The 25545-nt window shown below is 66.9% G+C and carries 21 protein-coding genes and 2 pseudogenes; 13 read left to right on the top strand and 10 right to left on the bottom strand.

Features of this window, described 5'->3' with window-relative positions; translation table 11 throughout:
- Nucleotides 1-19 precede the first annotated feature (19 nt).
- The 6 genes and pseudogenes from OXS31_RS10425 to atzF all read left to right on the top strand — a co-directional run bounded on the left by OXS31_RS10425 (nucleotide 20) and on the right by atzF (nucleotide 8562).
- Complete coding sequence (locus OXS31_RS10425; RefSeq protein WP_108581724.1) at nucleotides 20-832, top strand: ABC transporter permease; 813 nt, start codon at nucleotides 20-22, stop codon at nucleotides 830-832.
- Nucleotides 832-1536, top strand: a pseudogene (locus OXS31_RS10420) (ABC transporter ATP-binding protein); the annotation flags it as partial. The gene OXS31_RS10425 and the pseudogene OXS31_RS10420, both read left to right, overlap by 1 nt.
- Nucleotides 1537-1601: 65 nt before the next feature.
- Nucleotides 1602-2312, top strand: coding sequence for an urea amidolyase associated protein UAAP1 (locus OXS31_RS10415; protein WP_077172828.1), 711 nt, complete (start codon nucleotides 1602-1604; stop codon nucleotides 2310-2312).
- A gap of 9 nt (nucleotides 2313-2321) precedes the next feature.
- Nucleotides 2322-2957 carry an urea amidolyase associated protein UAAP2 gene (locus OXS31_RS10410; protein ID WP_108581726.1) on the top strand — a complete coding sequence of 212 codons (636 nt, stop codon included), beginning with the start codon at nucleotides 2322-2324 and terminating at the stop codon, nucleotides 2955-2957.
- Nucleotides 2958-3148: 191 nt separating this feature from the next.
- Nucleotides 3149-6748, top strand: coding sequence for an urea carboxylase (uca, locus tag OXS31_RS10405; RefSeq protein ID WP_267398891.1), 3600 nt, complete (start codon nucleotides 3149-3151; stop codon nucleotides 6746-6748).
- An 11-nt stretch (nucleotides 6749-6759) separates the two neighbouring features.
- The gene (atzF, locus tag OXS31_RS10400) at nucleotides 6760-8562 is read left to right on the top strand and encodes an allophanate hydrolase (protein WP_267398890.1); all 1803 of its coding nucleotides are present in this window, start codon (nucleotides 6760-6762) and stop codon (nucleotides 8560-8562) included.
- Nucleotides 8563-8615: 53 nt separating this feature from the next.
- On the opposite strand, the gene OXS31_RS10395 is transcribed toward atzF, so the two are convergent.
- From OXS31_RS10395 to urtA, 9 genes are all read right to left on the bottom strand, one after another.
- A complete protein-coding gene (locus tag OXS31_RS10395) occupies nucleotides 8616-9650 on the bottom strand; it encodes an AAA family ATPase (RefSeq protein WP_267398889.1) in 1035 nt (344 codons plus the stop codon).
- Between the two features lie 24 nt (nucleotides 9651-9674).
- Nucleotides 9675-10718, bottom strand: coding sequence for an aliphatic amidase (locus OXS31_RS10390; RefSeq protein ID WP_267398888.1), 1044 nt, complete (start codon nucleotides 10716-10718; stop codon nucleotides 9675-9677).
- Nucleotides 10719-10750: 32 nt separating this feature from the next.
- The gene (locus tag OXS31_RS10385; RefSeq protein ID WP_267398887.1) at nucleotides 10751-11098 is read right to left on the bottom strand and encodes a zinc ribbon domain-containing protein; all 348 of its coding nucleotides are present in this window, start codon (nucleotides 11096-11098) and stop codon (nucleotides 10751-10753) included.
- A gap of 49 nt (nucleotides 11099-11147) precedes the next feature.
- On the bottom strand, nucleotides 11148-12377 hold the full coding sequence (fmdA, locus tag OXS31_RS10380) for a formamidase (protein WP_267398886.1): 1230 nt from the start codon (nucleotides 12375-12377) through the stop codon (nucleotides 11148-11150).
- A gap of 187 nt (nucleotides 12378-12564) precedes the next feature.
- Nucleotides 12565-13254, bottom strand: coding sequence for an urea ABC transporter ATP-binding subunit UrtE (urtE, locus tag OXS31_RS10375; RefSeq protein WP_267398885.1), 690 nt, complete (start codon nucleotides 13252-13254; stop codon nucleotides 12565-12567).
- A 50-nt stretch (nucleotides 13255-13304) separates the two neighbouring features.
- A complete protein-coding gene (urtD, locus tag OXS31_RS10370) occupies nucleotides 13305-14069 on the bottom strand; it encodes an urea ABC transporter ATP-binding protein UrtD (protein WP_144958663.1) in 765 nt (254 codons plus the stop codon).
- Nucleotides 14066-15229, bottom strand: a complete 1164-nt coding sequence (gene urtC, locus OXS31_RS10365; protein WP_145247575.1) for an urea ABC transporter permease subunit UrtC — start codon at nucleotides 15227-15229, stop codon at nucleotides 14066-14068. Before urtC ends, urtD begins: the two co-directional genes overlap by 4 nt.
- Before the next feature lie 10 nt (nucleotides 15230-15239).
- Complete coding sequence (gene urtB / locus OXS31_RS10360) at nucleotides 15240-16157, bottom strand: urea ABC transporter permease subunit UrtB (RefSeq protein ID WP_017640174.1); 918 nt, start codon at nucleotides 16155-16157, stop codon at nucleotides 15240-15242.
- Between the two features lie 63 nt (nucleotides 16158-16220).
- Nucleotides 16221-17465, bottom strand: a complete 1245-nt coding sequence (gene urtA / locus OXS31_RS10355) for an urea ABC transporter substrate-binding protein (RefSeq protein ID WP_108581736.1) — start codon at nucleotides 17463-17465, stop codon at nucleotides 16221-16223.
- Nucleotides 17466-17760: 295 nt separating this feature from the next.
- On the opposite strand from urtA, the gene OXS31_RS10350 reads away from it, so the two are divergent.
- On the top strand, nucleotides 17761-21156 hold the full coding sequence (locus tag OXS31_RS10350) for an ATP-binding protein (protein WP_267398883.1): 3396 nt from the start codon (nucleotides 17761-17763) through the stop codon (nucleotides 21154-21156).
- Entirely contained in the window at nucleotides 21153-21809 is a 657-nt protein-coding gene (locus OXS31_RS10345) for a response regulator (protein ID WP_144958657.1), read from the top strand. Before OXS31_RS10350 ends, OXS31_RS10345 begins: the two co-directional genes overlap by 4 nt.
- 18 nt (nucleotides 21810-21827) lie before the next feature.
- Here OXS31_RS10345 and OXS31_RS10340 read toward each other — a convergent pair whose 3' ends face one another.
- The gene (locus OXS31_RS10340; RefSeq protein WP_042134162.1) at nucleotides 21828-22280 is read right to left on the bottom strand and encodes an Lrp/AsnC family transcriptional regulator; all 453 of its coding nucleotides are present in this window, start codon (nucleotides 22278-22280) and stop codon (nucleotides 21828-21830) included.
- A 103-nt stretch (nucleotides 22281-22383) separates the two neighbouring features.
- Here OXS31_RS10340 and OXS31_RS10335 point away from each other — a divergent pair, with 103 nt between their 5' ends.
- From OXS31_RS10335 to OXS31_RS10315, 5 genes and pseudogenes are all read left to right on the top strand, one after another.
- The gene (locus tag OXS31_RS10335; RefSeq protein ID WP_108581740.1) at nucleotides 22384-22995 is read left to right on the top strand and encodes a LysE family transporter; all 612 of its coding nucleotides are present in this window, start codon (nucleotides 22384-22386) and stop codon (nucleotides 22993-22995) included.
- A 42-nt stretch (nucleotides 22996-23037) separates the two neighbouring features.
- Nucleotides 23038-23289, top strand: coding sequence for a hypothetical protein (locus OXS31_RS10330; protein ID WP_267398879.1), 252 nt, complete (start codon nucleotides 23038-23040; stop codon nucleotides 23287-23289).
- Nucleotides 23270-23701, top strand: coding sequence for an SDR family oxidoreductase (locus OXS31_RS10325; RefSeq protein ID WP_267398878.1), 432 nt, complete (start codon nucleotides 23270-23272; stop codon nucleotides 23699-23701). Before OXS31_RS10330 ends, OXS31_RS10325 begins: the two co-directional genes overlap by 20 nt.
- A gap of 103 nt (nucleotides 23702-23804) precedes the next feature.
- Nucleotides 23805-24669 (top strand): annotated as a pseudogene (locus OXS31_RS10320) (LysR substrate-binding domain-containing protein).
- Nucleotides 24670-24785: 116 nt separating this feature from the next.
- Nucleotides 24786-25517 carry an ATP-binding cassette domain-containing protein gene (locus tag OXS31_RS10315; RefSeq protein ID WP_267398877.1) on the top strand — a complete coding sequence of 244 codons (732 nt, stop codon included), beginning with the start codon at nucleotides 24786-24788 and terminating at the stop codon, nucleotides 25515-25517.
- The last annotated feature ends 28 nt before the right edge of the window (nucleotides 25518-25545 follow it).

Genomic DNA, 25545 nt, shown 5'->3' with positions numbered 1-25545 from the left:
CGCCGCGAGGACGACGCCCATGCGCTTCATCAATCGGCATCCCGATCGGGGTGGCCGGCTCCTGCTGGTCCTGCTGCCCTTCGCCCTGCTCGCCCTGCTCTATCTGGTGGGCTCGGCCACCCGGCTGGCGGAGAACCCCAACGACAAGCTGCTGCCCAGCGTGGCGCAGATGGCCGATGCGGTGCAGCGCCTGGCCTTTACCGCCGACGTGCGCACCGGGGCTTATCCGTTCTGGCAGGACACCCTGGCCAGCCTGCAACGCCTGGGGCTGGGCCTGGGGATCGCCGCGCTGATCGCCCTGGTGGTGGGCATCGCCGCGGGCAGCCTGCCCCTAGTCGGCGCGCCGCTGTCGCCACTGGTGACGGTGCTCTCGATGATCCCGCCCCTGGCGATCCTGCCGATTCTCTTCATCGTCTTCGGCCTGGGCGAACTGGCCAAGGTGATGCTGATCGTGGTGGGCGTCACCCCGGTGCTGATCCGTGAGCTCGACCAGCGCGCCCGGGAGTTGCCCCGCGAGCTGCTGATCAAGGCCCAGACCCTGGGCGCCAACAGCTGGACGGTGATCCTGCGCCTGGTGCTGCCGCAACTGCTGCCGCGCCTGCTCATCGCCCTGCGGCTGCAGCTGGGCGCCGCCTGGCTGTTTCTCATCGCGGCCGAGGCCATCGCCGCCACCGATGGCCTGGGCTATCGCATCTTTCTGGTGCGGCGCTACCTGGCCATGGACGTGATCCTGCCCTATGTGGCCTGGATCACCCTGCTGGCCTGGCTGCTGGACGCCGGTCTGCGCCTGCTGACGCGACGCGCCTTTCCCTGGTACGGGGAGGGTCGCTGATGATCGAGGTCCGCAATCTCTGGCAACGCTACGGCGAGCAGGTGGTGCTCGAAGGCCTCAACCTGCAGGTGCGCGAAGGCGAATTCTGCGCCCTGGTCGGTGCCTCCGGCTGCGGCAAGTCCACCTTCCTGCGTCTGCTACTCGGTCAGGAGCGCCCCAGCCGGGGCGAGATCCGCATCGATGGTCAGCCGCTGTCAGCGGAACCTGATCCCGAGCGGGGCGTGGTCTTTCAGCGCTATTCGGTCTTTCCCCACCTGAGCGTGCTGGACAACGTCGCCCTGGGCCTGGAATTGCCCAGGTCCCCGCTGCTCGGCCGGCTGCTGGGTACGGCCAAGCGCCAGGCCCGGGAACAGGCCGCCGCCCTGCTCGAGCGCGTCGGCCTGGGCCAGGCGCTGGGCAAGTACCCGGGGCAGCTGTCCGGCGGCATGCAGCAGCGCCTCGCCATCGCCCAGGCGCTGATCGTCCGGCCGCGCATCCTGCTCCTGGACGAGCCCTTCGGCGCCCTCGACCCCGGCATCCGCAAGGACATGCACGCCCTGCTGCTGGAGCTCTGGCACGAGCGCCCGCTCACGGTGTTCATGGTCACCCATGACCTGCACGAGGGCTTCAGCCTGGCCACCCGGGTGCTGGTGTTCGACAAGGTCCGCCAGGACCCGCAAGCCCCCGGTGCCTATGGCGCCCGCATCACCTACGACCTGCCCCTGACCGCCAAGACCCCGCCCGTACATGCGGCCGGGACGCGGCCGGCCCTTATCTGACGAGGTTGCCCATGACTGAAGAACTGCTCTACCAGGAACGCGTCCCCGGCGGCGGTACCGCCTCCTTCATCCTGCGCCGCGGCCAGACCCTGCGCCTGACCGACGTGGAAGGCGGCGCCAATGTCAGCCTGCTGCTGTTCAATGCCGATGACCGCAGCGAGCGGCTGAATCTGCCGGATACCCTCAAGGGCCAGCACACCGCCCGTCTCACCGCCGGACACTGCCTCTATTCCGACATGGGACGGGTGCTGGCGGCCGTGGTGCGCGACACCTGCGGCTGGCACGACAGCTTCGGCGGCGTGGCCAATGCCGCCGAGGTGGCCGAAAAATACGGCGCGGGTCGCTACCAGGAATTGCGCAACGGCTTCCACCGCAACGGCACCGACAACCTGCTGGTGGAACTGGCCAAGTGGGGCCTGGGGTTGGAAGACCTGCTGATGACCCTGAATCTGTTCAGCCGGGTGGACGTGGATGCCGAGGGCGCCTTTGCCTTCGTGCCTGGCAACTCCCGCGCCGGCGATCTGGTCGAGCTCTATGCGCCCATGAACACCCTGGTGGTGCTGACCGCCCTGCAGCATCCGCTGGACCCGGATCCGGTCTATGCACCACGCCCGGTCGATCTCGCCCAGTTGCGCGCCGCGCCCGAGGCGGCCGAGCGCTGCCGCACCTCGCGCCCGGAAAACGAGCGCGCCTTCCAGAACACCGCCCGCTACTTCCTCTGAGGCCCCGCCATGACCCTGATCGCCAGCACCAAACGCCCGGAAGATGCCAGCTACCGCGCCGTCCTGCCGGCCGGAGCGCCCTACCTCAAGGAGGTCAAGGCCGGCCAGACCCTGCGCATCCATGACCTGGAAGGCAACCAGGCGGTGGACACCCTCTTCTACGCCGCCGCCAATCCCCAGGAGCGCTACGATCCCCAGCGCACCCTGAGACGCCAGGGCCGGGTCTATCTGTCGACCGGCAGCGTGCTCTATTCCAACCTGGGCAATCCGCTGCTGACCATCGTCGCCGACACCTGTGGCCGCCACGACACCCTGGGCGGCGCCTGTTCCCAGGAGAGCAACACGGTGCGCTACGCCCTGGACCGCCGGCAGATGCACAGCTGCCGCGACAACTTCCTCTGCGCCGGTGGCCATGACGGGCGCCTGGGCAAGCGCGACATCGGCGCCAACATCAACTTCTTCATGAACGTGCCGGTGACCGCGGATGGCGGCCTGACCTTCGCCGATGGCATCTCCGGCGCCGGCAAGTACGTGGAATTGCGCGCCGAGACCGACGTCATCCTGCTGATCTCCAACTGCCCGCAGTTGAACAACCCCTGCAACGGCTGGAATCCCACCCCGGCCGAGGTGCTGCTATGGGACTGACCCGCGTACGCCAGCTCTGGCAGTGGCTGCGGCCGCACCTCTATCGGCTGTGTGAAGTCCGCGCCGGACGCTACGGCTACCGCGGCAAGCGCTAGACGCCGACTGACCCACCGCCCTCGCGCGGCCTCTTGGGGACGACCCCGAGAGCTTTTATCTGGCGGGACGGCCCGCCGCCTTCGAGGACGCCTCGAATGTTCACCACCCTGCTCATCGCCAACCGTGGCGCCATCAGCTGCCGCATCCAGCGCACCCTGCGCGACCTGGGCGTCGCCGCGGTCGCCGTCTACAGCGAAGCCGATCGCGCCAGCCGCCATGTCAGCGAAGCCGACCAGGCCTTCAGCCTGGGCGAAGGCGCCGCCGCGGCCACCTACCTGGACACCGCCAAGCTGCTCGAGGTCGCGCGCCAGAGCGGTGCCCAGGCCATCCACCCCGGCTATGGCTTCCTCTCCGAGAACGCCGCCTTCGCCGAAGCCTGCGAAGCCGCCGGCATCGCCTTCGTCGGTCCCACCCCCGAGCAACTGCGCACCTTCGGACTCAAGCACACGGCGCGGGCCCTGGCGCGCGCCCAGGGCGTACCGCTGCTGGAGGGTACCGAGCTGCTGGAGACCCCGGAGGCGGCCCTGGCGGCCGCGCAGGAGATCGGTTATCCGGTGATGCTCAAGAGCACTGCCGGCGGTGGCGGCATCGGCATGCGCGTGTGCCGCACGGACACTGAACTCGCCGAGGCCTTCGACGCCGTGCGCCGTCTCGGCCAGAACAACTTCAGCGACGCCGGCGTCTTCCTGGAGAAATACATCGAGCGGGCGCGGCACCTGGAGGTGCAGGTGTTCGGCGATGGTCAGGGCGAGGTCCTGGCGCTGGGCGTGCGCGATTGCTCGGTACAGCGCCGCAACCAGAAGGTGCTGGAGGAAACCCCGGCGCCCAACCTGCCGGCCGGCATGGCCGAGGCCCTCTGCGCCGCCGCGCTGGAGCTGGCGCGCGCGGTGCGCTATCGCAGCGCCGGTACCGTGGAGTTCGTCTACGACAGCGCCGCCGACCGCTTCTACTTCCTCGAGGTGAACACCCGGCTGCAGGTCGAGCACGGCGTCACCGAGCAGGTCTGGGGCGTGGACCTGGTGCGCTGGATGATCGAACTGGCCGCCGGCGACCTGCCGCCGCTGGCAACCCTCGCCGCGGGGCTGCAGCCCCAGGGCCATGCCATCCAGGCGCGCCTCTATGCCGAAGACCCGGGTCGTGACTTCCAGCCCAGTCCGGGCCTGCTGACCCAGGTCGACTTTCCACCGGCGGATGGCCGGGCGCTGCGCCTGGACACCTGGGTCGAGGCCGGCTGCGAGATCCCGCCCTATTTCGATCCGCTGGTGGCCAAGGTCATCGCCTGGGCCCCGGACCGGGACTCGGCTCGGCAGCGTCTCGACCAGGCCCTGGCCGCGACCCGGCTCTATGGCGTGGAAACCAACGGCGACTACCTGCGGCAGATCCTCGCCGCCCCGCCCTTCGCCAGCGGCCAGCCCTGGACCCGCTGCCTGGAAGGCCTGACCTACCAGGCCACCACCCTGGAGGTGCTCAGCGCCGGCACCCAGACCACGGTGCAGGACGCCCCCGGACGCCTCGGCTACTGGTCGGTGGGCATTCCCCCTTCCGGCCCCATGGACGACCGCGCCCTGCGCCTGGGCAATCGCCTGCTCGGCAACGACGCCCGCGCGGCCGCCCTGGAAATCACCCTGGCCGGCCCGACCCTCAAGTTCAACACCGAGGCCGTGGTGGCGGTCACCGGCGCGGCGCTGCCGATCCTGCTGGATGACCAGCCCCAGGCCATGGACAGCGTCTTTCGCGTACCCACGGGTGCCATTCTGCAACTGGGCGCCATCACCGGCGCCGGCGCCCGCAGCTATCTCTGCCTGAGAGGCGGTCTGGACCTGCCCGAATACCTGGGCAGCCGCAGCACCTTCACCCTTGGCCAGTTCGGCGGCCACGGTGGCCGCGCCCTGCGCGCCGGTGACGTGCTGCACCTGCACCCGCTGACCGACGCGCACACGGAGGCCCGGCTACCCGCCGCCCTGACCACCCAGCTCGCCGAGACCCGCACCCTGCGCGTCATCTATGGCCCCCATGGTGCACCGGACTATTTCAGCCCGGCCTATCTGGACCTCTTTCTCGCCACCGACTGGGAGGTACACTTCAACTCCAGCCGCACCGGCGTACGGTTGATCGGACCCAAGCCGGAATGGACCCGCGAAGACGGCGGCGAAGCCGGTCTGCACCCATCCAACATCCACGACAATCCCTATGCGGTCGGCGCCGTGGACTTCACCGGCGACATGCCGGTCATCCTTGGCCCGGACGGCCCCAGCCTGGGCGGCTTCGTCTGCCCGGTCACGGTGATCGAGGCCGATCTCTGGCAACTTGGCCAGCTCAAGGCCGGTGACCGTGTGCGCTTCCTGCCGGTGGACCTGGCCACCGCGCGGCGTCTGCAGCTGGCACGTCTGGCCGAGGAAAGCGGCTTGCAGCCGCAGGCGGAGATCGCCATCTCGCCCGAGCGTGGCGATCCCGTGGTCCTGGACCTGGGCCAGGGCGCCGAGCGCCTGGTGGCGCGGCTTTCCGGGGATACCCATCTGCTGCTGGAGATCGGCCCACCGGAGCTGGACCTCGCCCTGCGCTTTCGCGGCCATGGCCTGATGCAGGCGCTGGCCGCCCTGGCACTGCCTGGGCTGTGCGAGCTCACCCCCGGCATCCGCTCGCTGCAGGTGCACTACCAGCCCGAGGCCCTGCCCCTGGCCGAGTTGCTGGCGGCGGTCAGTCGCTGCTGGCAGGCGCTGGGCGATGCCCAGGATCTGCGGGTACCCTCGCGCATCGTCCATCTGCCGCTGTCCTGGGACGATCCGGCCTGCCGCCTGGCCATCGAGAAATACACCACCACGGTACGCAAGGACGCCCCCTGGTGCCCGAGCAACCTGGAGTTCATCCGCCGGGTGAATGACCTGGAGTCGCTGGAGGCGGTCAAGCGCATCGTCTTCGACGCCAGCTACCTGGTGATGGGCCTGGGCGATGTCTATCTGGGTGCACCGGTGGCCACCCCCCTGGATCCGCGCCATCGGCTGGTCACTACCAAGTACAACCCGGCGCGCACCTGGACCGCGGAAAATTCGGTGGGCATTGGCGGCGCCTATCTGTGCGTCTATGGCATGGAAGGCCCCGGCGGCTACCAGTTCGTCGGGCGCACCCTGCAGATGTGGAATCGCTATCGCGAAGTCGAGGCCTTCCACGGCCAACCCTATCTGCTGCGCTTCTTCGATCAGATCCGCTTTCATGAAGTCTCGGCGGAGGAATTGCTGCGCATCCGCGCCGACTTCCCCCTGGGACGGGTACCCCTGCGCATCGAAGAGAGCGAACTGTCCCTGGCCGACTACCAGGCCTTCCTGGCCCGCGAAGCCGAGGGCATCGCCACCTTTCGCGGGCGTCAGCAGAGCGCCTTCGCCGCGGAGCGGCAACGCTGGATCGACTCCGGCCAGGCGCATTTCGACAGCCAGGAAGCCGCCGTCGAAGCCACCGAAGACGCCCCCCTCGCCAGCCACCAATTGGCCCTGGAAAGTCCGGTGGCCGGCAATCTCTGGCAGGCCCAGGTGCAACCGGGCGATCAGGTGGAAGCCGGCCAGCCGCTGCTGATCCTGGAGTCCATGAAGATGGAAATCCCGCTGCTCGCCCCCTGCAGCGGCCGGATCCACGACCTGCAGGTCCAGCCCGGCTCGCCGATCCGCGCCGGCCAGCGCCTGCTGGTCATCGACAAGACGTGAAGGAAGCCACCATGACATTCGATCTGCGCCTCGACACCCTGAGCGCCGCCTATGCCGCCGGTACCCAGACACCACGAGTCCTCATCGCTGAACTGCTAGAAAGAGCCGCCCAGCTCAATCCCGAGTACCGGCTGTTCATCCACCTGCTGACCCCGGCCGAGCTGGAGCCCTATCTCGCCGCCCTGGACGACCGCGATCCCGCCGAGCTGCCGCTCTATGGCATCCCCTTCGCCATCAAGGACAACATCGACCTCGCCGGCATCCCCACCACGGCGGCCTGCCCGGCCTATGCCTATGTGCCCGAGCGCTCGGCGACCCTGGTGGAGCAGCTGGTCGCCCTGGGCGCCGTGCCCCTCGGCAAGTGCAATCTCGACCAGTTCGCCACCGGCCTCAACGGCACCCGTTCGCCCTATGGCGCCTGCCGCAACAGCGTCCACCCGGACTATCCTTCCGGCGGCTCCAGTGCCGGGTCGGCCCTGGCCGTGGCCCTGGGCGTCGCCAGCTTCGCCCTGGGCACCGACACCGCCGGGTCGGGGCGCGTACCCGCGGGGCTGAACAACCTGGTGGGCCTCAAGGGCAGCAAGGGATTGCTGTCCACCGCCGGCGTGGTGCCCGCCTGCCAGACCCTGGATTGTGTGACCTTCTTTACCGCCACCGCCGCCGAAGCCAGCACCCTGCTGGCGCTCACCGCCCGCCTCGATCCGCGCGACCCCTACAGCCGCGCCAATCCGCAGTGGAACGACGCCAGTGCCTTCGGCCGCCCGCGGCCCTTTCGCTTCGGCGTCTCGACCCAGCTGGAATTCCTCGGCTGCCCGGAAAGCCCGGCGCTGTTCGCGGCCGCCAAGGCGCAATTGGAAGCCCTGGGTGGCGAAGCCGTGCCGCTGGATCTTGCGCCCTTCCTGGAAGCCGCACGCCTGCTCTATGAGGGCCCCTGGTTGGCCGAGCGCTACAGCGTGGCCGGCGCCCTGATCGAGGCCGAACCGGACGCAGTGCTGCCGGTGATCCGCGCCGTGCTGGAAAAGGCGCCCGGCACCACGGCAGTGGACGCTTTTCGCGCCGGCTATCGCCTTCAGGCATTGAAAGCCCAGTGCGATGCCCTGCTGGCCGAGCTGGATTGCGTGCTCACCCCCACCTATCCACGGCCGGTGACCCTGGCCGAACTGGCCGCCGAGCCGGTCGCCCGCAACGCCGACCTGGGCTACTACACCAACTTCATGAACCTGCTGGACTACGCCGCGGTGGCCGTGCCAGCCGGTGTCATGACCAATGGACTGCCCTGGGGCGTGACGCTGTTCGGCCGGGTCTTCACCGACCAGTACCTGCTGAGCCTGGCCGCGGCCCTGCAAGACGCCCAGGGCCTGCCCCTGGTCGGCGGCGCCCTCCCAGAGGCCAGCCTGCCGGCGCGCCCCGCCCGCCATGACCGCGCCCGCCTGGTGGTCTGCGGCGCCCACCTGCAGGGACTGCCCCTCAACGGCCAGCTGCTCGCCCGCGGCGGCCGACGCCTCGCCCTGACCCGGAGCGCGCCGCACTATCGCCTCCACGCCCTGGCCGGCGGCCCGCCGCTACGTCCGGGCATGGTTCGGGTCGCCGAAGACGGCGCCGCCATCGAGGTGGAAGTCTGGGAGCTGCCCAGCAGCGAACTGGGCAGCTTTCTCACCGGCATCCCCGCCCCGCTCGGCCTGGGCAAGGTGGAACTGGCCGATGGCAGCTGGGAAACCGGCTTCATCTGCGAGCCCTACGGCCTCGCCGGCGCCGAGGACATTACCGACCATGGTGGGTGGCGGGCGTGGTTGGCAAGTCGCAGCGCCCACTAGCGCAGCCCCAGGCTCGGGAACCCGGATCGGGTCCCGAGCCCGGTGGGAAGCCCTCAGCCGGCGTCTACCTCACGCACCACCAGACGCTCCCCCTCCTGGATCGCCAGCAACCGGACGGCCAGCGGCTGCGCCAGCAGACAGTCTGCCACTGCCGGCTCCAATAGCCGGCGCAGCCGCCGGACCAGATCGCGCGCGCCGAAGCGGACATCGTGACCACGCGTCAGGAAGGCCCTGGCGCTGTCGTGCAACTCCAGGCTTTTTCCCCGGCGGCCCAGACGCTGATTGAGCTTGTCCAGCTCGATGGCGAGCAGCCCGGGTAGCCAATCCTGGTCGATGTGCTCGAAGGCCAGGATCCGCTCGATACGATTGAGAAATTCCGGATCGAAGTGCCCATGCAGCGCCTCTTCCAGGATCGCGCCGGGATCCGCCGACAGCTTGAGCCAACGACGCCAGCCGCGCGCGAAGCAGGCATGCTGCTGCTGGACGGCGCGGGCGCCCAGGTTGCTGGTCATGAAGATGAGGCTGTTGCGAAAGTCCAGGCGCTTGCTGCCGGCGCTGAGCACCAGTTGGCCGCTGTCGAGCACGTTCAGCAGGGTACGGATGACCTGGCGATCGGCCTTTTCCAGCTCGTCGAACAGCACGATGCCAGGGCGGCCGTAGCTGCCGGCGATAGCCTCGGCATCGAACAGCGTGGTGCCTTCCTTGCTGCCCACGTAGCCGGGCGGCGCGCCGGCCAGGGCCGCAGCATAGTGCTCCTGGGCCAGGGTGTTCATGTCGATGCGGCAGAGGGCGTCCGCGCGGCCGTGGATGGCCTGGGCCAGCAGGCGCACGATCTCGGTCTTGCCGACGCCGGTGGGGCCAAGGAACAGACTGACACCCAGGGGCCTTTCCGGATCGCCGATGTCGGCCTTGACCACCTTGAGCAGGGCTTCCACCTCATCGAGCACTCTGGCCTGGCCCAGGATGCGCGCTCGCAGCAGGGCCATGACCGCTGCCGGCTCGAACAGGAAGCGCGAGGGCAAAGGCCCCTGTCCCTCGCGGGCGAGCTGGCCACGGTTATGCTCGATCAGGTCATTGACGAAAGGCATGGCTCGCTCCTCGCGCCGCCAGCGCTAACCCAGCTGACGTTCCTGACCGGGATGCGGCAGCTCGCCCACCGGGCAGTCCGCCACCCCGATGGTGGAGCGAGTCATCCGCTCGACGTCCGCCTGCGCCTTCTGCGCATCCAGGACCCAGGTGCGATAGAAGTCGAAGGGACAGTCGGCCACGCCCTTGTCGCCATCGCCGGAGTTGTAGATCCCGGTGTAGCCGCGATGCAGCAACTTGAACAGGTGGTTCTGCGACTGGTCGTTCGCGCGCGCATCGCGGATCTGCGACACCGAAAGCTGGGCGTACTGGATGCCCATCTCCTCCTCCCCGCATTCGCCCAGGGTGCGGCCATCGAAGCCGATCAGCGCCGAATGGCCGAAGTAGCTGTACACCCCGTCGAAGCCGGTGGCGTTGGCCACCGCCACGTAGCAGTTGTTGGCCCAGGCCATGGTCTTGGCCATCAGCACCTGCTGCTCCTTGGCCGGGTACATGTAGCCCTGGCAGCGCACGATCAGCTCGGCGCCCTTCATCGCACAGTCGCGCCAGATTTCCGGGTAGTTGCCGTCATCGCAGATGATCAGGCTGATCTTCAAGCCCTTGGGACCTTCGCTGACATAGGTGCGGTCACCGGGATACCAGCCTTCGATGGGGCACCAGGGAATACACTTGCGGTACTTCTGCACGATCTCGCCCTGGTCATTGATCAGCACCAGGGTGTTGTACGGGGCCTTGTGCGGGTGCTCCTCGTGCCGCTCGCCGGTGAGGGAAAAGATCCCCCAGGTCCTGGCCTCGCGGCAGGCGGCGGCGAAGATCGCCGTCTCCTCGCCGGGAATGGTCGCGGCGGTGGCCATCATCTCGTCGCGGTCGTACATGATCCCCATGGTGCTGTATTCGGGGAGCACCACCAGGTCCATGCCCGGCAGGCCGAGCTTCATGCCCTTGATCATCGCAGCGATCTGCTGGGCGTTGGCCAGCACCTCCGCCTTGCTGTGCAGGCGCGGCATCCGGTAGTTGACGACAGCTACGCCGACGGTGTCGGGGCTGCTGGAAATATCGCCATGGCGCATTGGTTTGCTCCTCGAAGGGGATGACGCGGAGATCAGTGACTGATCATCCAGGGCCGATTGGACGGACTGGTCTTCAGCCCACGGGGATTGGCCTTGCTACGCGCCACCGGCTTGCTCGGGGCGCAGCAACTGCAGCCGGCACCGTGGCTGCGCTTGGCCTTGTATTCCTCCAGCGATTGGGGGGCGTGGCGCGCACGTTCGTTGGTCTCGTGGGCACGGCGCTGGCCCCCGGCCAAGGTAGCCAGGCCGGGGGCACTGAGGATCACCCGAGGGCTGGGCGCGGCGCAGTCGGGGCAGTTGCAGGGATCGTCGCGCTGGGCCATGGGCCGCAGCAGGGTGAAGTCACCGCAGTGCGGGCAGTCGTATTCGTAGATCGGCATGGCGAACTCCTGGCGGGCTGGGCACGGCGGAGGGCCGCGCCCGGGCGGCTCACTTGTCGTAGGCGATGGGCATGTCGATGCTGCCGTCCAGGTAGCGGGTAGGCCCGGCGGCGCTGGGGTTGATGTCGAATTCGAAGATGTCCGTCGGTAGCCAGAGGGTGGCGCAGGCGTTGGGAATGTCGACCACCCCGCTGATGTGGCCCTGAACCGGCGCCGAGCCCAGCAGCGAATAACCCTGGGCGCCGCTGTAGCCGAACTTCTTCAGGTACTCGATGGCATTCAGGCAGGCCTGCTGGTACGCCAGGTTGACGTCCAGGTAGTGCTGCTTGCCGGCGTCATCCACCGAGATGCCTTCGAAGATCAGGAAGTTGTTGTAGGTGGGCACGATGGGGCTGGGCTTGAAGATGGGATTCCTGATGCCGTACTTGGCCATGCCGCCCTTGATCAGCTCGACCTTCATGTGCACCCAGCCGGCCATCTCGATGGCGCCGCAAAAGGTGATCTCGCCGTCGCCCTGGCTGAAGTGCAGATCGCCCACCGAAAGGCCTGCGCCTTCCACATAGACGGGGAAGAAGATCTTCGAGCCCCGCGACAGGTCCTTGATGTCGCAGTTACCGCCATGCTCGCGCGGCGGCACGGTGCGTGCGCCGGTAGCGGCTGCCGCGTCGCGGGCCGCGCCGGTGAGCTTGCCCATGTGAGCGGTCGCGGCGAACGGCGGGTTGGCCAGGGGCGGTACCCGGGTCGGATTGCTGTCGATCAGCTCCTGCTCGCGGGCATTCCAGGCGGCCAGCAGCTTGGGATCCGGCAGGCAGCCGATCAGGCCCGGGTGAATCAGGCCGGCGAAGCGCACCCCCGGGATGTGGCGGCTCCTGGTGAACATGCCCTCGAAGTCCCAGATGGATTTCTGCGCCGATGGAAAGTAATCGGTGAGAAAGCCACCGCCGTTCTGCTTGGAAAAGAAGCCGTTGAAGCCCCACTGCGACTCGGCCTTGGCGCCGATGTCGAGCAGATCGACCACCAGCAGGTCGCCCGGCTCGGCGCCCTTCACGCCCACCGGCCCGGACAGGTAGTGCACGGTGGAGAGGTCGACATCGCGCACGTCGCTGGCATCGTCGTCGTTCTTGATCGCGCCGCCGGTCCAGTCGTAGGTTTCCAGGATGAAGTCATCCCCCGGCTTTACCCAACAGGCCATGGGGATGTCCGGATGCCAGCGGTTGTGGACGTTTTCGTTGTCGGTGGCGGCCTGGTTGAGGTCGACCTGGATCAGGGTGTCGGTCATCGCGCAGCTCCTGGCTGTTGGCGGTAGCGGGAGGGTTCCGGCTCAGTCTCGGGGCTGGGGTCGGGGCTGCAAATACGTTGGATGACGTAGGCGCAAGCCCAGGCTGGACGAGGCGCAGCTGACGTTTCGCGGGCATGCGCGAAGCGGCCGCCGTGCTGCTGCAGGGCGGCCGCGCAGAGCGCCGGAGTCAGACCGACAGATAGCGACTGATGGTCGCCTCGTCGACCCGGTCGCGGGTTTCCTCGACCACGAAGCGGCCCTTCTCGATCACCAGGAAGCGGTCGGCGATGTCGAGGGTGAAGGACAGCACCTGCTCGGAGACCACGATGGTCAGGTCACGCATGCTGCGGATCTCCTTCAGGGTGCGGGCGATGTCCTTGATGATCGAGGGCTGGATGCCCTCGGTTGGCTCATCCAGCAGCAGCACCTTGGGATTGGTGGCCAGGGCGCGGGCGATGGCCAGTTGTTGCTGCTGGCCACCGGAGAGGTTGCCACCCTTGCGCTGGCGCATCTCGTGCAGCACGGGGAAGAGCGCATAGAGGTCATCCGGTACCCGGCCCCGGGCCGAGGCCGGCAGGCCGGTCTGGATGTTTTCCAGCACCGTCATATGGGAAAAGATCATCCGCCCCTGGGGCACGTAGGCTATGCCGCGCTCGACCCGCTGGTGAGTTTCCAGTGCCGATACGTCTTGCCCATCCACTGACACGCTGCCACTCCAGCTCGGCAGAATGCCCATCAGGCTGCGGAACAGGGTGCTCTTGCCCATGCCGTTGCGGCCCATGACGGCGACGATTTCCTTGTGCGCCACGTCCAGGCTGAGGTCGTGGAGGATGCGGCTCTGACCGTAGCCGGAGACGAGGTTCTGGATGGTGAACATGACCGGGATCTCCCGTGATCGACTGCAGGAAAAGGGCTGGAGGCGAAGGCTCAGTGCCCCAGGTACACCTCGATGACCTTGGGATTGCTCTGCACCGCCTCCATGCTGCCTTCGGCCAGCACCTTGCCCTGGTGCAGCACCGTGACCTTGTGGGCGATGCTCTTGACGAATTCCATGTCGTGCTCGATGACCAGCACCGAGCGCCCCTCGCTGATGCGGTTGAGCAGCTCGGCGGTCTGGGCCCGTTCGGACACGCTCATGCCCGCCACCGGCTCGTCGAGCATCAGGAGTTCCGGGTCCTGCATCAGCAGCATGCCGATCTCCAGCCACTGCTTCTGGCCGTGGGAGAGCAGATCGGCCTGCTGGTGCAGCAGGTCGGCGAGAAAGATCTCCGCGGCCACCGCCTGCACCCGCGCGACCACCGCGGCGCTGCGCTTGAAGAACAGCGCGCCGAACACCTTGCGGCCTTCGGGATAGGACATCTCCAGGTTCTCGAACACCGTGAGATTCTCGTAGATCGAGGGGTTCTGGAACTTGCGGCCGACACCTGCGCGAACGATGTCGAATTCCTTCATCCGGGTCAGTTCCCGACCGTTGAATTCGATGCTGCCGGCGGTGGCGCGGGTCTTGCCACAGATCAGGTCCAGTACCGTGGTCTTGCCGGCGCCATTGGGGCCGATCACCACGTGCACCTCGTTGCGGTCGACATAGAGATTGAGGTCGTTCACCGCCTTGAAGCCGTCGAAGGAGACGGTCAGGCCTTCGATGGCCAGTACCGGCTTGGCGAGCTGGAAACCGACGGGACTGGTATTCATGGCGTGGTCTCCAGGCGGGAGCCTTTGGTTGCCGTGGGTGGCGCTGACGAGGCGGCGGGCGCGCCCGCCGGCTGGCGTTTCAGACGCGCCACCAGACGCTGGCCATGGCTCTTCCACAGACCGGCCAGGCCATTGGGGAAATAGAGGACGACCACGATGAAGAGCCCACCCATCAGGTACAGCCAGAGCTCGGGGAAGGACTCGGAAAAGTAGGTCTTGCCGAAATTCACCAGCAGCGCGCCGTACACCGCGCCCAGCAAGGACAGCCGCCCGCCGACCGCGGCGAAGATGACCATCTCGATGGAGGGCACGATGCCGACGAAGGACGGCGACATGAAGCCCACCTGCAGGGCGAACATGGCACCGCCCACCGCGGAAAAGGCCGCGGCCAGGCAGAACACGAAGATCTTGAAGCTAGCCACGTCGTAGCCGGAGAAGCGCACCCGCTCCTCCTTGTCGCGCATGGCCACCAGCAGCCGGCCCAGCTTGGAGGCCAGCACGAAGCGGGCGAGCAGGATGCAGCCGAACAGCAGGGCCGCGTTGACGAAGTAGAGCACCACCTTGGCGCTGTCCGAACGGATGTCCCAGCCCAGCAGCGTCTTCAGGTCGGTGATGCCGTTGACCCCGCCGGTGAGGCCCTGCTGACCGATGATGAGAATGGTCAGGATGGCGGCGATGGCCTGGGTGACGATGGAAAAATACACGTCCCCTACCCGCCGCTTGAACATCGCCAGGCCGATGATGAAAGCCAGCAACACCGGGACCGCGATCACCGCCAACAGGGTGAAGCCGAAGCTGTGGAACGGCTGCCAGAGCCAGGGCAGTTCGGTGATCTGGTTCCAGTCCATGAAGTCCGGGATGCCGGGCGTGGACTGGATCCGGGTGCTCTCCGGGTCCGAGGCCTCCAGTTTGAGGAACATCGCCATGCAATAGCCGCCGAGGCCGAAGAAGATGCCCTGCCCCAGGCTGAGGATGCCGCCATAGCCCCAGCAGAGCACCAGCCCGACCGCGACGAAGGCATAGGTCAGGTATTTGCCGACCATGCTCAGGCGGAAGATATCCAGGGTCAGCGGAAACACCAGCAGGATCAGCGCGGCCAGTACCAGCAGGCCGAAGGCGCCTTGCCGGCCACCCAGCAGGTTGTCGATTGCCTTGTTCATCATGGACTCCCTACTTGCGGACTTTTGCCGAGAACAGCCCCTGGGGCCGCAGCATCAGGATGAGGATCACCGCCGACAGGGTCAGCACCTTGGCCATGGAACCGGACAGGAAGAATTCCAGCAGCGACTGCGCCTGGGCGATGCCAAAGGCCGAGGCGATGGTGCCGAGCAGGCTGGCTGCCCCACCAAAGACCACCACCAGGAAGGTATCGACGATGTACAGCGAGCCCGAGGTCGGGCCGATGGAGCCGATGGTGGTGAAGGCCGCGCCCGCCACCCCGGCTACGCCGCAGCCCAGGGCGAAGGTCAGGCGATCCACGCGGCGGGTGTTGATGCCCACGGCGCGCGCCATCACCCGGTTCTGCATGGTGGCGCGCACCTGCAGCCCCCAGCGCGAGCGATACAGCATGAAGAACAGGGTCAGGGTCAGCAGCGCGGTCACGACCATGACGAACAGGCCGTTCTTGGGGATGTCGATGCTGGCGGTCGGACTCCAGGAGCCCATGATCCATTCCGGCAGTTCGGCGCTGACCTCGCGGGCGCCGAAGACCGAACGAAACACCTGCTGCAGGATCAGCGACAGGCCCCAGGTGGCCAGCAGGGTGTCCAGCGGGCGCTGGTAGAGCCGGCTGATCATTGCCCACTCCACCAGCCAGCCGATGGCCCCGGCGACGAAGAACGCCAGGATCAGGGCGAAAAAGAAGTAATAGGGCTGCAAGGCCGGAAACAGGTGCAGGGTCAGCGAAGACATCACGTAGGTGGTGTAGGCCCCCACGGTGAGAAATTCGCCGTGGGCCATGTTGATCACGCCCATCTGCCCGAAGATGATCGCCAGTCCCAGCGCCATCAGCAGCAACACGCAGAACACCGAAAGGCCGTTGAAGCCCTGCATCACGGCGATCGCGCCGAAGTCGGATAAGCTTTCCATGGAGATCTCCCCGCGAAGGTGGACGGAGGCGTCGGCGAGGCGACGCCTCCGGTCAGGCAAGGCTTATTGGTAGCCTTTGGGGAAGGGATTGGGCTCGATCAGATCGGCGGATTCGTGGACCACCTTGAAGGTGCCGTCCGGCTGGATCTGGGCGATACGCGAGCGACTCCAGAGGTGATGGTTCTCGTGGACCTTCACATAGCCTTCCGGGGCGGTTTTCAGCTCCAGGCCCGGAGACGCCGCGACCACCTTGTCGACATCGAAGCTGCCGGCCTTCTCCACCGCCATTTTCCACAGCCAGGGACCGAGATAGGCCGCCTGGGTGACGTCGCCCACCACCGCATCCTTGCCGTACTTGGCCTTGAAGGCCTCGACGAAGGCCTTGTTGTTGGGATTGTCCAGGGTCTGGAAGTACTTCATCGAGGAGTAGAAGCCGGCCATGTTCTCGCCGCCGATGCCGAGCATTTCATCCTCGGTCACCGAGAGGGTGAGCAGATTCTGCTTGGCCGAGGTGATCCCGGCCGCCTTGAGCTGCTTGTAGAAGGCGACGTTGGAACCCCCGACTACCGCGGCAAAGACCACATCGGGCTTTTTCAGCTTGATCTTGTTGGTCAGGGAGCCGAACTGGGTGCCGCCCAGCGGGTAGTACTCCTCCCCCACCACCTCGCCATGCAGCACGTTCTCGATGTGCTTGCGGGCGATCTTCATCGAGGTCCGCGGCCAGATGTAGTCCGAGCCCACCAGGTAGAAGGTCTTGGCGCCCTTCTCCTTGGCCAGCCAGTCCAGCGCCGAGAGGATCTGCTGGGTGGCTTCCTGGCCGGTGTAGAAGACGTTCTTCGACTGCTCGAGGCCCTCGTAGAAGGTCGGGTAGTAGAGCAGGCCGTTGTCCTTTTCGAAGATCGGCAGCACCGCCTTGCGCGACGCCGAGGTCCAGCAGCCGAACACCGCCGCGACCTTGTCGGCTTCCAGCAGCTTCTTGGCCTTTTCGGCGAAGGTCGGCCAGTCGGAGGCGCCGTCTTCCTGGATGATCTTGACCTGCCGCCCGAGCACCCCGCCCTGGGCGTTGATCTGCTCGATGGCCAGCCGCTCGGCCTGGATGGCCCCGGTCTCGGAGATGGCCATGGTGCCGGTGGCGGAATGCAACTGGCCGACGGTCACGGTGGTATCGGTCACGGCCAGGCCCGTGGAATTGGCGGCGTCCGCCATCACGCCCTGACTGAACACGCTGGCTGCCAACAGGGACAATGCCGCGGCGCCCAGTGCCAGGCGTCGCGGAAGACTGGATTTCACGCCCGCTGATCTGTGCATCTTGTCGCTCCTCTAGGTGATGTGCCGGTCGCCCCCGGGGACCGGGACTGCGGCTTGCGCTGCGGAGCAAGGATGGGCTGGGACAGCCGGCCCGGAACATACGCAGGATGACGTAACGGCCTACGTCATCTGACGTACAGCCCGCTGCAACGCCCTGAGGCATGCTCTGTCCGTCGCGCGCCCGCGCGGGGCACGCCAAGCCGGGCAGATAGTGGCCATAGAGAGGCAGGACGCCAAGACGACCGAGGCATGGAACTTGCCTGAACCCCGCCACGCAGACCCCAGGAGCCCTGCCGTGCAGCAGACCGGGACGCAACGCATCGCCAAGATCCGCAGGGACTACAACAGCTGGGTGGCCGACGAGACGCTGGAAGACTACGCCCTGCGCTACACGCCCCGGTCGTTTCGCAAGTGGTCGGAATTTCGCATCGCCAACACCGCCCTGGCCGCCGTGTCCTTTCTGGCCCTGGAAGCCATCGGCGGCGCCCTGGCGATCAGCTATGGCTTCACCAATACCCTATGGGCGGTGCTGGCGGCGAGCCTGGTGATCTTTCTCACCGCGCTGCCGATCAGCTACTACGCGGCGCGCTACGGGGTGGACATGGACCTGCTGACCCGGGGTGCCGGCTTCGGCTACATCGGCTCGACCATCACCTCGCTGATCTACGCCAGCTTCACCTTTCTGTTCTTCGCCCTGGAAGCGGCGATCATGGCGCTGGCCCTGGAACTGTACTTCCGCATTCCGCTGGCCCTGGCCTATGTCATCTGCTCGATCATCGTCATCCCCCTGGTGACCTATGGCATCACCCTGATCAATCGCCTGCAGCTCTGGAGCCAGCCGCTCTGGCTGATCCTGCTGCTATTGCCCTATGCCTTCGTCATCGCCAAGAATCCCGGGGCCCTGGCGGACTGGACCACCTTCGCCGGCCGCGAGGGCGAGGCCGGTGCCTTCAACCTGCTGTCCTTCAGCGCCGCCTGTACCGTGGCCCTCGCCCTGGTGACCCAGGTGGGCGAACAGGTCGACTACCTGCGCTTTCTGCCGGAAAAGACCGCGCAGAATCGCCGGCGCTGGTGGGCCGCGCTGCTGATGGCCGGTCCCGGCTGGATAGTGCCCGGCGCCCTGAAGATGCTGGCCGGCGCCTTCCTGGCCTTTCTCGCCCTGCAGCACGAGATTCCCCTGGAACGCGCCGCAGAACCCACCCAGATGTACCTGGTCGCCTTCGGCTACGTGTTCGCCTCGCCCGGCTGGGCCATGGGCGCCATGGTGCTGTTCGTCATCGTCAGTCAGGTCAAGATCAACCTGACCAACGCCTACGCCGGCTCCCTGGCCTGGTCCAACTTCTTCGCCCGGGTCACCCACAGCCACCCGGGCCGGGTGGTCTGGCTGGTGTTCAACGTGCTGATCGCCCTGATGCTGATGGAGCTGGGAGTGTTCGAGGCCATCCAGGAAGTGCTCGGGCTCTATGCCAACATTGCCATCGCCTGGATCGGCGCCGTGGTCGCCGACCTGGTGATCAACAAGCCTCTGGGGCTGTCGCCCCGGCACATAGAATTCAAACGGGCGCACCTCTACGACATCAACCCGGTCGGCGTCGGCGCCATGCTGCTCGCCTCGCTGCTGTCCGGTCTGGCCCATGCGGGGCTGTTCGGCGCCCTGGCCCAGGCTGCCTCGCCCCTGGTGTCCCTGGTCTCCGCCCTGATCTGCGCGCCGCTGCTGGCCTGGCTCACCCGGGGCCGCTACTACATCGCCCGGACCAGCGTGCTGAAGTTGCTGCACCCCGCGCAGGTCCATCTGGAATGCGTGCTCTGCACCAACGCCTTCGAGCGCGAAGACGTCGCCTTCTGCCCTGCCTACGGCGCGCCCATCTGCTCGCTCTGCTGCGCCCTGGATGCGCGCTGTGGCGATCTCTGCAAACCCAGGGCGCGCCTGGCGGAGCAGGTCGACACCCTGCTGCGCTGGCTGCTGCCGAACACCTCGGTGCCGCGCCTGCATACCCGCCTGGCGCACTACCTGGGCGTGCTGCTGGTCTTGGTCGGGCTGATGTTCTGCGCCCTGGCGCTGATCTACAGCCAGGTTTCCCAGGGCTTGCAGGTCGATGAACGCCACCTGTTGTATCAGGGCTTCTTCAAGGCCTTCATGGTGCTCACGCTGTTTGCTGGCGCCCTCGCCTGGTGGGTGGTGCTGACCCGCGAGAGCCGCCATGTGGCGCTGGAGGAATCGAACCGGCAGACCGCGCTGCTGATGCAGGAGATCGAGGCGCACCGCAAGACCGACGAAGCCCTGCAGCGGGCCAAGGAGGCCTCGGAAGCCGCCAATGCCGCGAAGAGCCGCTATGTCACGGGCTTGTCCCACGAATTGCGTACGCCGCTGAACAGCATCCTCGGCTACACCCAGATCCTGCAGCGCGATCCGACCAGCAGCCATCGTCAGTTGGACGCCCTGGCCACCATCTACCGCAATGGCTCGCACCTGCTCTCGCTGATCGACGGCCTGCTCGACGTGGCTCGGATCGAAGCGGGCAAGCTGCAGCTGGAACCCTCGGAAATCCCCTTCCCGGAATTTCTCGAACAGCTGCAGCAGATGTTCACCCCCCAAGCCCAGGACAAGGGCCTGAGCTTTGCCCTCGAGGTCGACGGACGCCTGCCCGCCGTGGTACGTGGCGATGAAAAGCGGGTGCGGCAGATCCTCATCAATCTGCTCGGCAACGCCGTGCGCTACACCGACCAGGGCGGCGTGATCCTGGCGGTCACCTACGCGCGGGAAACCGCCACCTTCGAGGTCATCGACAGCGGCCTGGGCATCGCCGCGGAACAGCTGGAGCGGCTGTTCCAACCCTTCGAACGGGGCGATCCGCTGCGCCAGGACAACGGCCTGGGACTGGGCCTGACCATCACCCGCATGCTAGTGACGCTGATGGGCGGCGCCCTGGACGTGACCAGCACACCCGGCCAGGGCACCCGCTTCTTGGTGCGCCTGTTCCTGTCCGAAGTGCGGGTGCCCCGGGCGCTGGTTCACGTCGAACACAGCATCAGCGGCTATCAGGGCCCGCGGCGCCGGGTGCTGCTGGTGGACGACCATCTGGATCACCGCCGGGTGCTGGCCGGCATGCTCGAACCCTTGGGCTTCGAACTGGCGGAGGCCGCCAATGGCCAGGACGCCATCCGCCAGATCGCCCTGTGGCAGCCGGATCTCATCCTCATGGATCTTTCCATGCCGCTGCTGGACGGGCTGGAGACCAGCGCGCTGATCCGCCGCCACGGCCTGTCCAGGGCGCCGATCATCGTCATTTCCGCCAATGCCTTCGCCGTCGATCGCGAACGCAGCACCGCGGCCGCCTGCGACGATTACCTGGCCAAACCGGTCCATACGCCGCAGCTGCTGGAAAAGATCAGGACGCACCTGGACCTGACCTGGCTGGAGCGGACCGCCGAACCGCCTGGCAGGCGATCGGTGTCGCTCCAATCACCGAGCGTTGCCAATCTGAAAGCGTTACAGGAGCTGGGTGCGCTGGGCTATGTGAAAGGCATCCACGCCTGCCTGGATCGAATCGAACGCGAGGAGCCAGCCAGCGCTGTCTATGTCGATACCCTGCGCGCACTGGTCAAACGCTTTCAGCTCAACGACTTCAACCGCCGGGTCAAAGACGCGCTGCAGCCGGCCGACCTGCCCCTGGAAGGAGAGAATCCATGACCGCCGCCCTACCGCCCAGCGTGGTGCTGATCGTCGACGACACCCCGGACAACCTCGCCCTGCTCTCCGACGCCCTGGACGCCAGCGGCTACATGGTGCTGGTGGCCCTGGACGGCGCCAGTGCCCTGGAGCGCATGCAGCGCCGCCGACCGGACGTGGTGCTACTGGATGCCATGATGCCCGGCCTGGATGGCTTCGAGACCTGTCGACGCATAAAGGCCCAGGCCGAACTGGCTGATATCCCGGTGCTGTTCATGACCGCCCTGACCGAAACCGAGCATGTGGTGGAGGCCTTCGCCGCGGGCGGCATCGACTACGTGACCAAGCCACTCAAGACCGATGAGGTCCTGGCACGGGTCGCGGCCCACCTGCGCACGGCGCGCGAACTCCAGGCGGCGCGCAGCCTGCCAGCGAGCCGCCCGCACGCCAGGACCGCGCTGGACCTGGCGCCGCTCAGCAGCCGCTACCAGCTGACCGGGCGCGAGGTCGAGGTGCTGCACTGGGTCGCCTGCGGCAAGACCAATCGCGACATCGGCGACATCCTCGGCCTCTCGCCCCGCACGGTGAACAAGCACCTGGAGCACGTCTACGTGAAACTCGGCGTGGAGACCCGTACCGCGGCGGCCACATTGGCCATTGCGGCGTGTCGGTAGAAAAGAAACGAGGCGACGCTAGGCACGCTCGTCCTTGGCCGTGTCCATGACGATGTAGCTGACCACCGAGTTCACGTGCGGCAGCACGCCAAGTACCTGGGTATGGAAAGCGCGGTAGGCCAGCATGTCGGCCACCTCCACCCGCAGCAGGTACTCCACGGCGCCGGTGACGGTGTGGCACTCCACCACGGCGGCCGAATCGCTGATGGCCGCCTCGAAGGCATCCAGCTCTTCGCGACCATGGCAGGACATGCCCACGGCGACGTAGACGATGAAGCCGATGCCCATCCGCGTGCGGTCCACCACCGCCCGATAGCCCTTGATGATCCCGGAGCGTTCCAGCTCCTGCACCCGCCGCAGGCAGGCCGAAGGTGACAGGCCGACCCGCTCGGCCAGCTTCACGTTGGTCTGGCGCGCATCCTTTTCCAGCTCACGCAATATTCGACGGTCAAGACGGTCCAGATCAGTCATTCATCGCACCCAAGAAGTCTTATTACTTATTTATGCAATCTTAAACTGATGGGTGCGCAATAAAATAGCCATCCAATATCGTCACTCCACAACAATCTTGTCCATGACTGACCTCAGCGTTCTCCTGCCCTTCCTCCTTTTCGGCCTCATCATGACCGCTACGCCCGGACCCAATAACGCCCTGGTACTGGCCAGTGGCGCTCAGGTCGGGATACGCCGGACCCTGCCCCTGGTCCTCGGCATCGCCCTTGGCGTGGGCCTGCAGCTGGTGGTAATCGGCCTTGGGCTGGGCGCGTTTTTCCTGGCCCTGCCAGGGCTGCATCTGCTAGTGAGTGCCTTGGGACTCGGCTACCTCCTGCTATTGGCCTGGCGGATCGCGCGCAGTGGTCCGATCCGGCTCGACGCGGAACCTGCCGCGCCCATGGGATTGCTCGCCGGCGCGGCCTTTCAGTGGATCAATCCCAAGGCGTGGACGGTGTCGATCAGTGCAGCGGCAGCCTATATCCCGGTCGAGCATCACGCCCCGAACGTGATACTGGCTGCACTGCTGCTGGCCATGCTGAGTCTTCCTGGCGTCGGTGTCTGGGCGCTGGTCGGCAGTGCGCTGCGCGGATGGCTCGCGGATGCGCGGCGCGCGCGCCGCTTCAACCTGGGCATGGCAGTCGCGCTGCTGGTATCGACCTTGCCACCGCTCTACCAATTGTTCGCCGCCTGAGTCTTCGCGAACGTCGCGCGCCTTCATACAGGAAACCGCCTAGTGTCCTGCCATACCCGCACCGCCCTTGTCTGCGAAGGTCACCAGGGCCTCGGCGGCCTTATCGCCGAAGCCTTGATCCGCAATGGTGTTAGGGTGATTCGGGCGTCCAGTGACCCCCTGGGCGCCGCCCAGACCGATAGTGTGCAGCTGGATTTCCTCATGCCCGCGTCGGTACGTCATTGCGCCGAGCACCTCGCGGCGACCGGCTGCCAACCGGACATCCTGGTGCTCAATGCCCCCTGCGCTGCCTGACGGCTACAGTGCCGGGCTGGACGACGCTGCCTGGGCGCGGGCGTGCCAGCTGTTGTGGACCGGACCTCTCGCGCTGGTAGGCCGGCTGCTACCGGGAATGCTCCAAGGTGGCAACGGCAGGCTGATCTGGCTCACCTCCTGCGCGGCGCATCGCTTCGTCGCGGGACAGGCCATCGCAACCTCGTTGCAGAGCGGCATCCATGGGCTGGTACGCACCCTGGCCGCCGAATACGATGCCCAGGGCCTTAAGGTCAACGCCCTCATCCCGACCGCCAGGTCGTCACCAACCGCGCTGGCAGGCCAGCAGACCGCCTCCCTCGCCTTTGCTCGCTATGTGGCCTTTCTCGCCTCGGATGCGGCCGCCTACGTATCGGGGCAGTTGCTGGTCGCCGACGTGGATGCCGTCCCGTAGCTCAGCCGCAGCGGGTGGACTGCCTCTTCCGGGCTTGCGATCAGGCGGCTAAGGTGTGCGCCTCGTCCCTTCCCGTAGTCGTCTTTCCGGAGCCTGACCAACCATGCTCAGCCAGGAGCTCAAGGCGTTTCACATGGTCGCCCGGCTGGGCAGCATCACCCAGGCGGCCAAGAAGCTTGGCCTGAGCCAGCCGACGGTGACCACCCAGATCCGCAACCTGGAAGCCCATTACGGCATCGAGCTGTTCCATCGCGGCGGCCGGCGGCTGATGCTCAGCGAGGTTAGGGGTGCAGTTGCTGCCCAGGGTGCAGGAGCTCCTGCAACGCGAAGCCGACATCGACTTCCTGCTCCGCAACAGCGGCCAGCTGCAGGGCAGATTACGTCTCGCCGCCACCGCGCCCTATTACATGCTGGATCTGCTGAGCGCCTTCCGGGCGCGTCATCCGCACATCGAGGTGACCCTGACCATCGGCAACTCGCAGCAGGTGGTGGAGGCGCTGGAAGACTATCGCGTCGATCTGGCGGCGTCCTCGCAACTGGAGCAGGACCCGCGCTTCAGTCGGCTGGTCCTGGGCGAGGATCCGCTGGTACTGACGGTGCACCGCAGCCATCCCCTGGCCGGACGCCACCTTTTACCGCCCGCCGCCCTGGCCGGTGAGTGCCTGCTGTGTCGCGAAGCGGGTTCCGTCACCCGCCAGCTCACCGAGCGTTGGCTGGCGGCGGCCGGCGTGCAACTGGGCAGCCTGCTGGAGATCGGCAGTCGCGAATCGATCCGCGAGGCGGCGCTGCGTGGCCTCGGGGTGGCGGTGATCGCCCGGCACGAGGTGCCGGATCATCCCGCCCTGCGGGTGATCGAGCTGGAGCAAGCGCCCACCATCACCGAATACCTCTATTGCCTCAAGGAGCGACGCCAGGCACGTCTGCCAGCGGCCTTTCTCGCCGTGGCCCGGGAACGCGCCCAGCGCTGACCGGCGCTACCCAAATTCGCCGATACCACTATCGGCAGGTTTGGCTCAACTGCCATCAAGGCGTCGCGCCCGGCGCCCAGCATTGACCTCGTCTCCCGCTACCCGAGGTCACCGCCATGGCTACCGTCGATCTACGCCTGACTGGACTGCACAAGCGCTTCGAAGACTTCGTGGCGCTGGACGGCGTCGACCTGGAGGTCACTGCCGGCGAGCTGGTCTGCCTGCTCGGACCCTCCGGCTGCGGCAAGACCACCCTGCTGCGCTGCATCGCCGGGCTGGAGCGACAGGACGCCGGCCACATCCTGGTCTGCTCGGGACACGACTACCAGACGCTGCTGGCCGAGCAACTGGCGACCCTGGAACCCCAGGTCTGCCGTCTGCAAATGCTGCGCGCCCGCTGTACCCGTCCACTGGATCTGCAGCACGCGGTGCTGACCGGGCTGAGTTGCGTGCACTACGGCGCCTTCGCCGATCTGCCGGAAGCCGCGGCGATCCGCGCGGAAATCCGCCAGCAACAACCGGAACTGGCGACCCTGGGCATCCACCTGCTGATGAGTCCCACCCCGCAGGGTGACCTCATCATCGGCGATTCCCACGACTACGGCAGCGATGCGTCGCCCTTCAACGCCGAACACGTCGATCGTCTGCTGCTGGAATTGGCGGAACAGACGCTGGGCGACCGCCTGGAGGTGCTGGAGCGCTGGCAAGGCGTCTACGGTGCCCGTGGACCCGGGCCCTACAGCGTGCTGGAGGTCGATCCGCAGATCACCGCCGTATTGATGCATACCGGGCTCGGCATGAGCATCGGCCTGGCGCTGGGGGAGCGAACGATCGCCGAGTTGTTCTGAGCCCCCACCGGTATGAGGCGTTCTCACG

This window comes from Pseudomonas sp. GM_Psu_1, assembly GCF_026544185.1.
In the GTDB taxonomy this organism is placed as follows: Bacteria; Pseudomonadota; Gammaproteobacteria; order Pseudomonadales; family Pseudomonadaceae; genus Chryseomonas; species Chryseomonas oryzihabitans.
This window is presented reverse-complemented; position numbering and strand designations above follow the sequence as displayed.

Coding starts and splice junctions, on each gene's coding strand:
- atzF (WP_267398890.1), top strand. CDS start 6,760: ATGACATTCGATCTGCGCCTCGACACCCTGAGCGCCGCCTATGCCGCC.
- OXS31_RS10395 (WP_267398889.1), bottom strand. CDS start 9,650: ATGCCTTTCGTCAATGACCTGATCGAGCATAACCGTGGCCAGCTCGCC.
- OXS31_RS10315 (WP_267398877.1), top strand. CDS start 24,786: ATGGCTACCGTCGATCTACGCCTGACTGGACTGCACAAGCGCTTCGAA.
- OXS31_RS10340 (WP_042134162.1), bottom strand. CDS start 22,280: ATGACTGATCTGGACCGTCTTGACCGTCGAATATTGCGTGAGCTGGAA.
- urtB (WP_017640174.1), bottom strand. CDS start 16,157: ATGGAAAGCTTATCCGACTTCGGCGCGATCGCCGTGATGCAGGGCTTC.
- OXS31_RS10325 (WP_267398878.1), top strand. CDS start 23,270: ATGCCCCCTGCGCTGCCTGACGGCTACAGTGCCGGGCTGGACGACGCT.
- urtE (WP_267398885.1), bottom strand. CDS start 13,254: ATGTTCACCATCCAGAACCTCGTCTCCGGCTACGGTCAGAGCCGCATC.
- OXS31_RS10385 (WP_267398887.1), bottom strand. CDS start 11,098: ATGCCGATCTACGAATACGACTGCCCGCACTGCGGTGACTTCACCCTG.
- OXS31_RS10410 (WP_108581726.1), top strand. CDS start 2,322: ATGACCCTGATCGCCAGCACCAAACGCCCGGAAGATGCCAGCTACCGC.
- OXS31_RS10390 (WP_267398888.1), bottom strand. CDS start 10,718: ATGCGCCATGGCGATATTTCCAGCAGCCCCGACACCGTCGGCGTAGCT.
- uca (WP_267398891.1), top strand. CDS start 3,149: ATGTTCACCACCCTGCTCATCGCCAACCGTGGCGCCATCAGCTGCCGC.
- OXS31_RS10335 (WP_108581740.1), top strand. CDS start 22,384: ATGACTGACCTCAGCGTTCTCCTGCCCTTCCTCCTTTTCGGCCTCATC.
- urtA (WP_108581736.1), bottom strand. CDS start 17,465: ATGCACAGATCAGCGGGCGTGAAATCCAGTCTTCCGCGACGCCTGGCA.
- OXS31_RS10415 (WP_077172828.1), top strand. CDS start 1,602: ATGACTGAAGAACTGCTCTACCAGGAACGCGTCCCCGGCGGCGGTACC.
- urtC (WP_145247575.1), bottom strand. CDS start 15,229: ATGAACAAGGCAATCGACAACCTGCTGGGTGGCCGGCAAGGCGCCTTC.
- OXS31_RS10345 (WP_144958657.1), top strand. CDS start 21,153: ATGACCGCCGCCCTACCGCCCAGCGTGGTGCTGATCGTCGACGACACC.
- fmdA (WP_267398886.1), bottom strand. CDS start 12,377: ATGACCGACACCCTGATCCAGGTCGACCTCAACCAGGCCGCCACCGAC.
- urtD (WP_144958663.1), bottom strand. CDS start 14,069: ATGAATACCAGTCCCGTCGGTTTCCAGCTCGCCAAGCCGGTACTGGCC.
- OXS31_RS10425 (WP_108581724.1), top strand. CDS start 20: ATGCGCTTCATCAATCGGCATCCCGATCGGGGTGGCCGGCTCCTGCTG.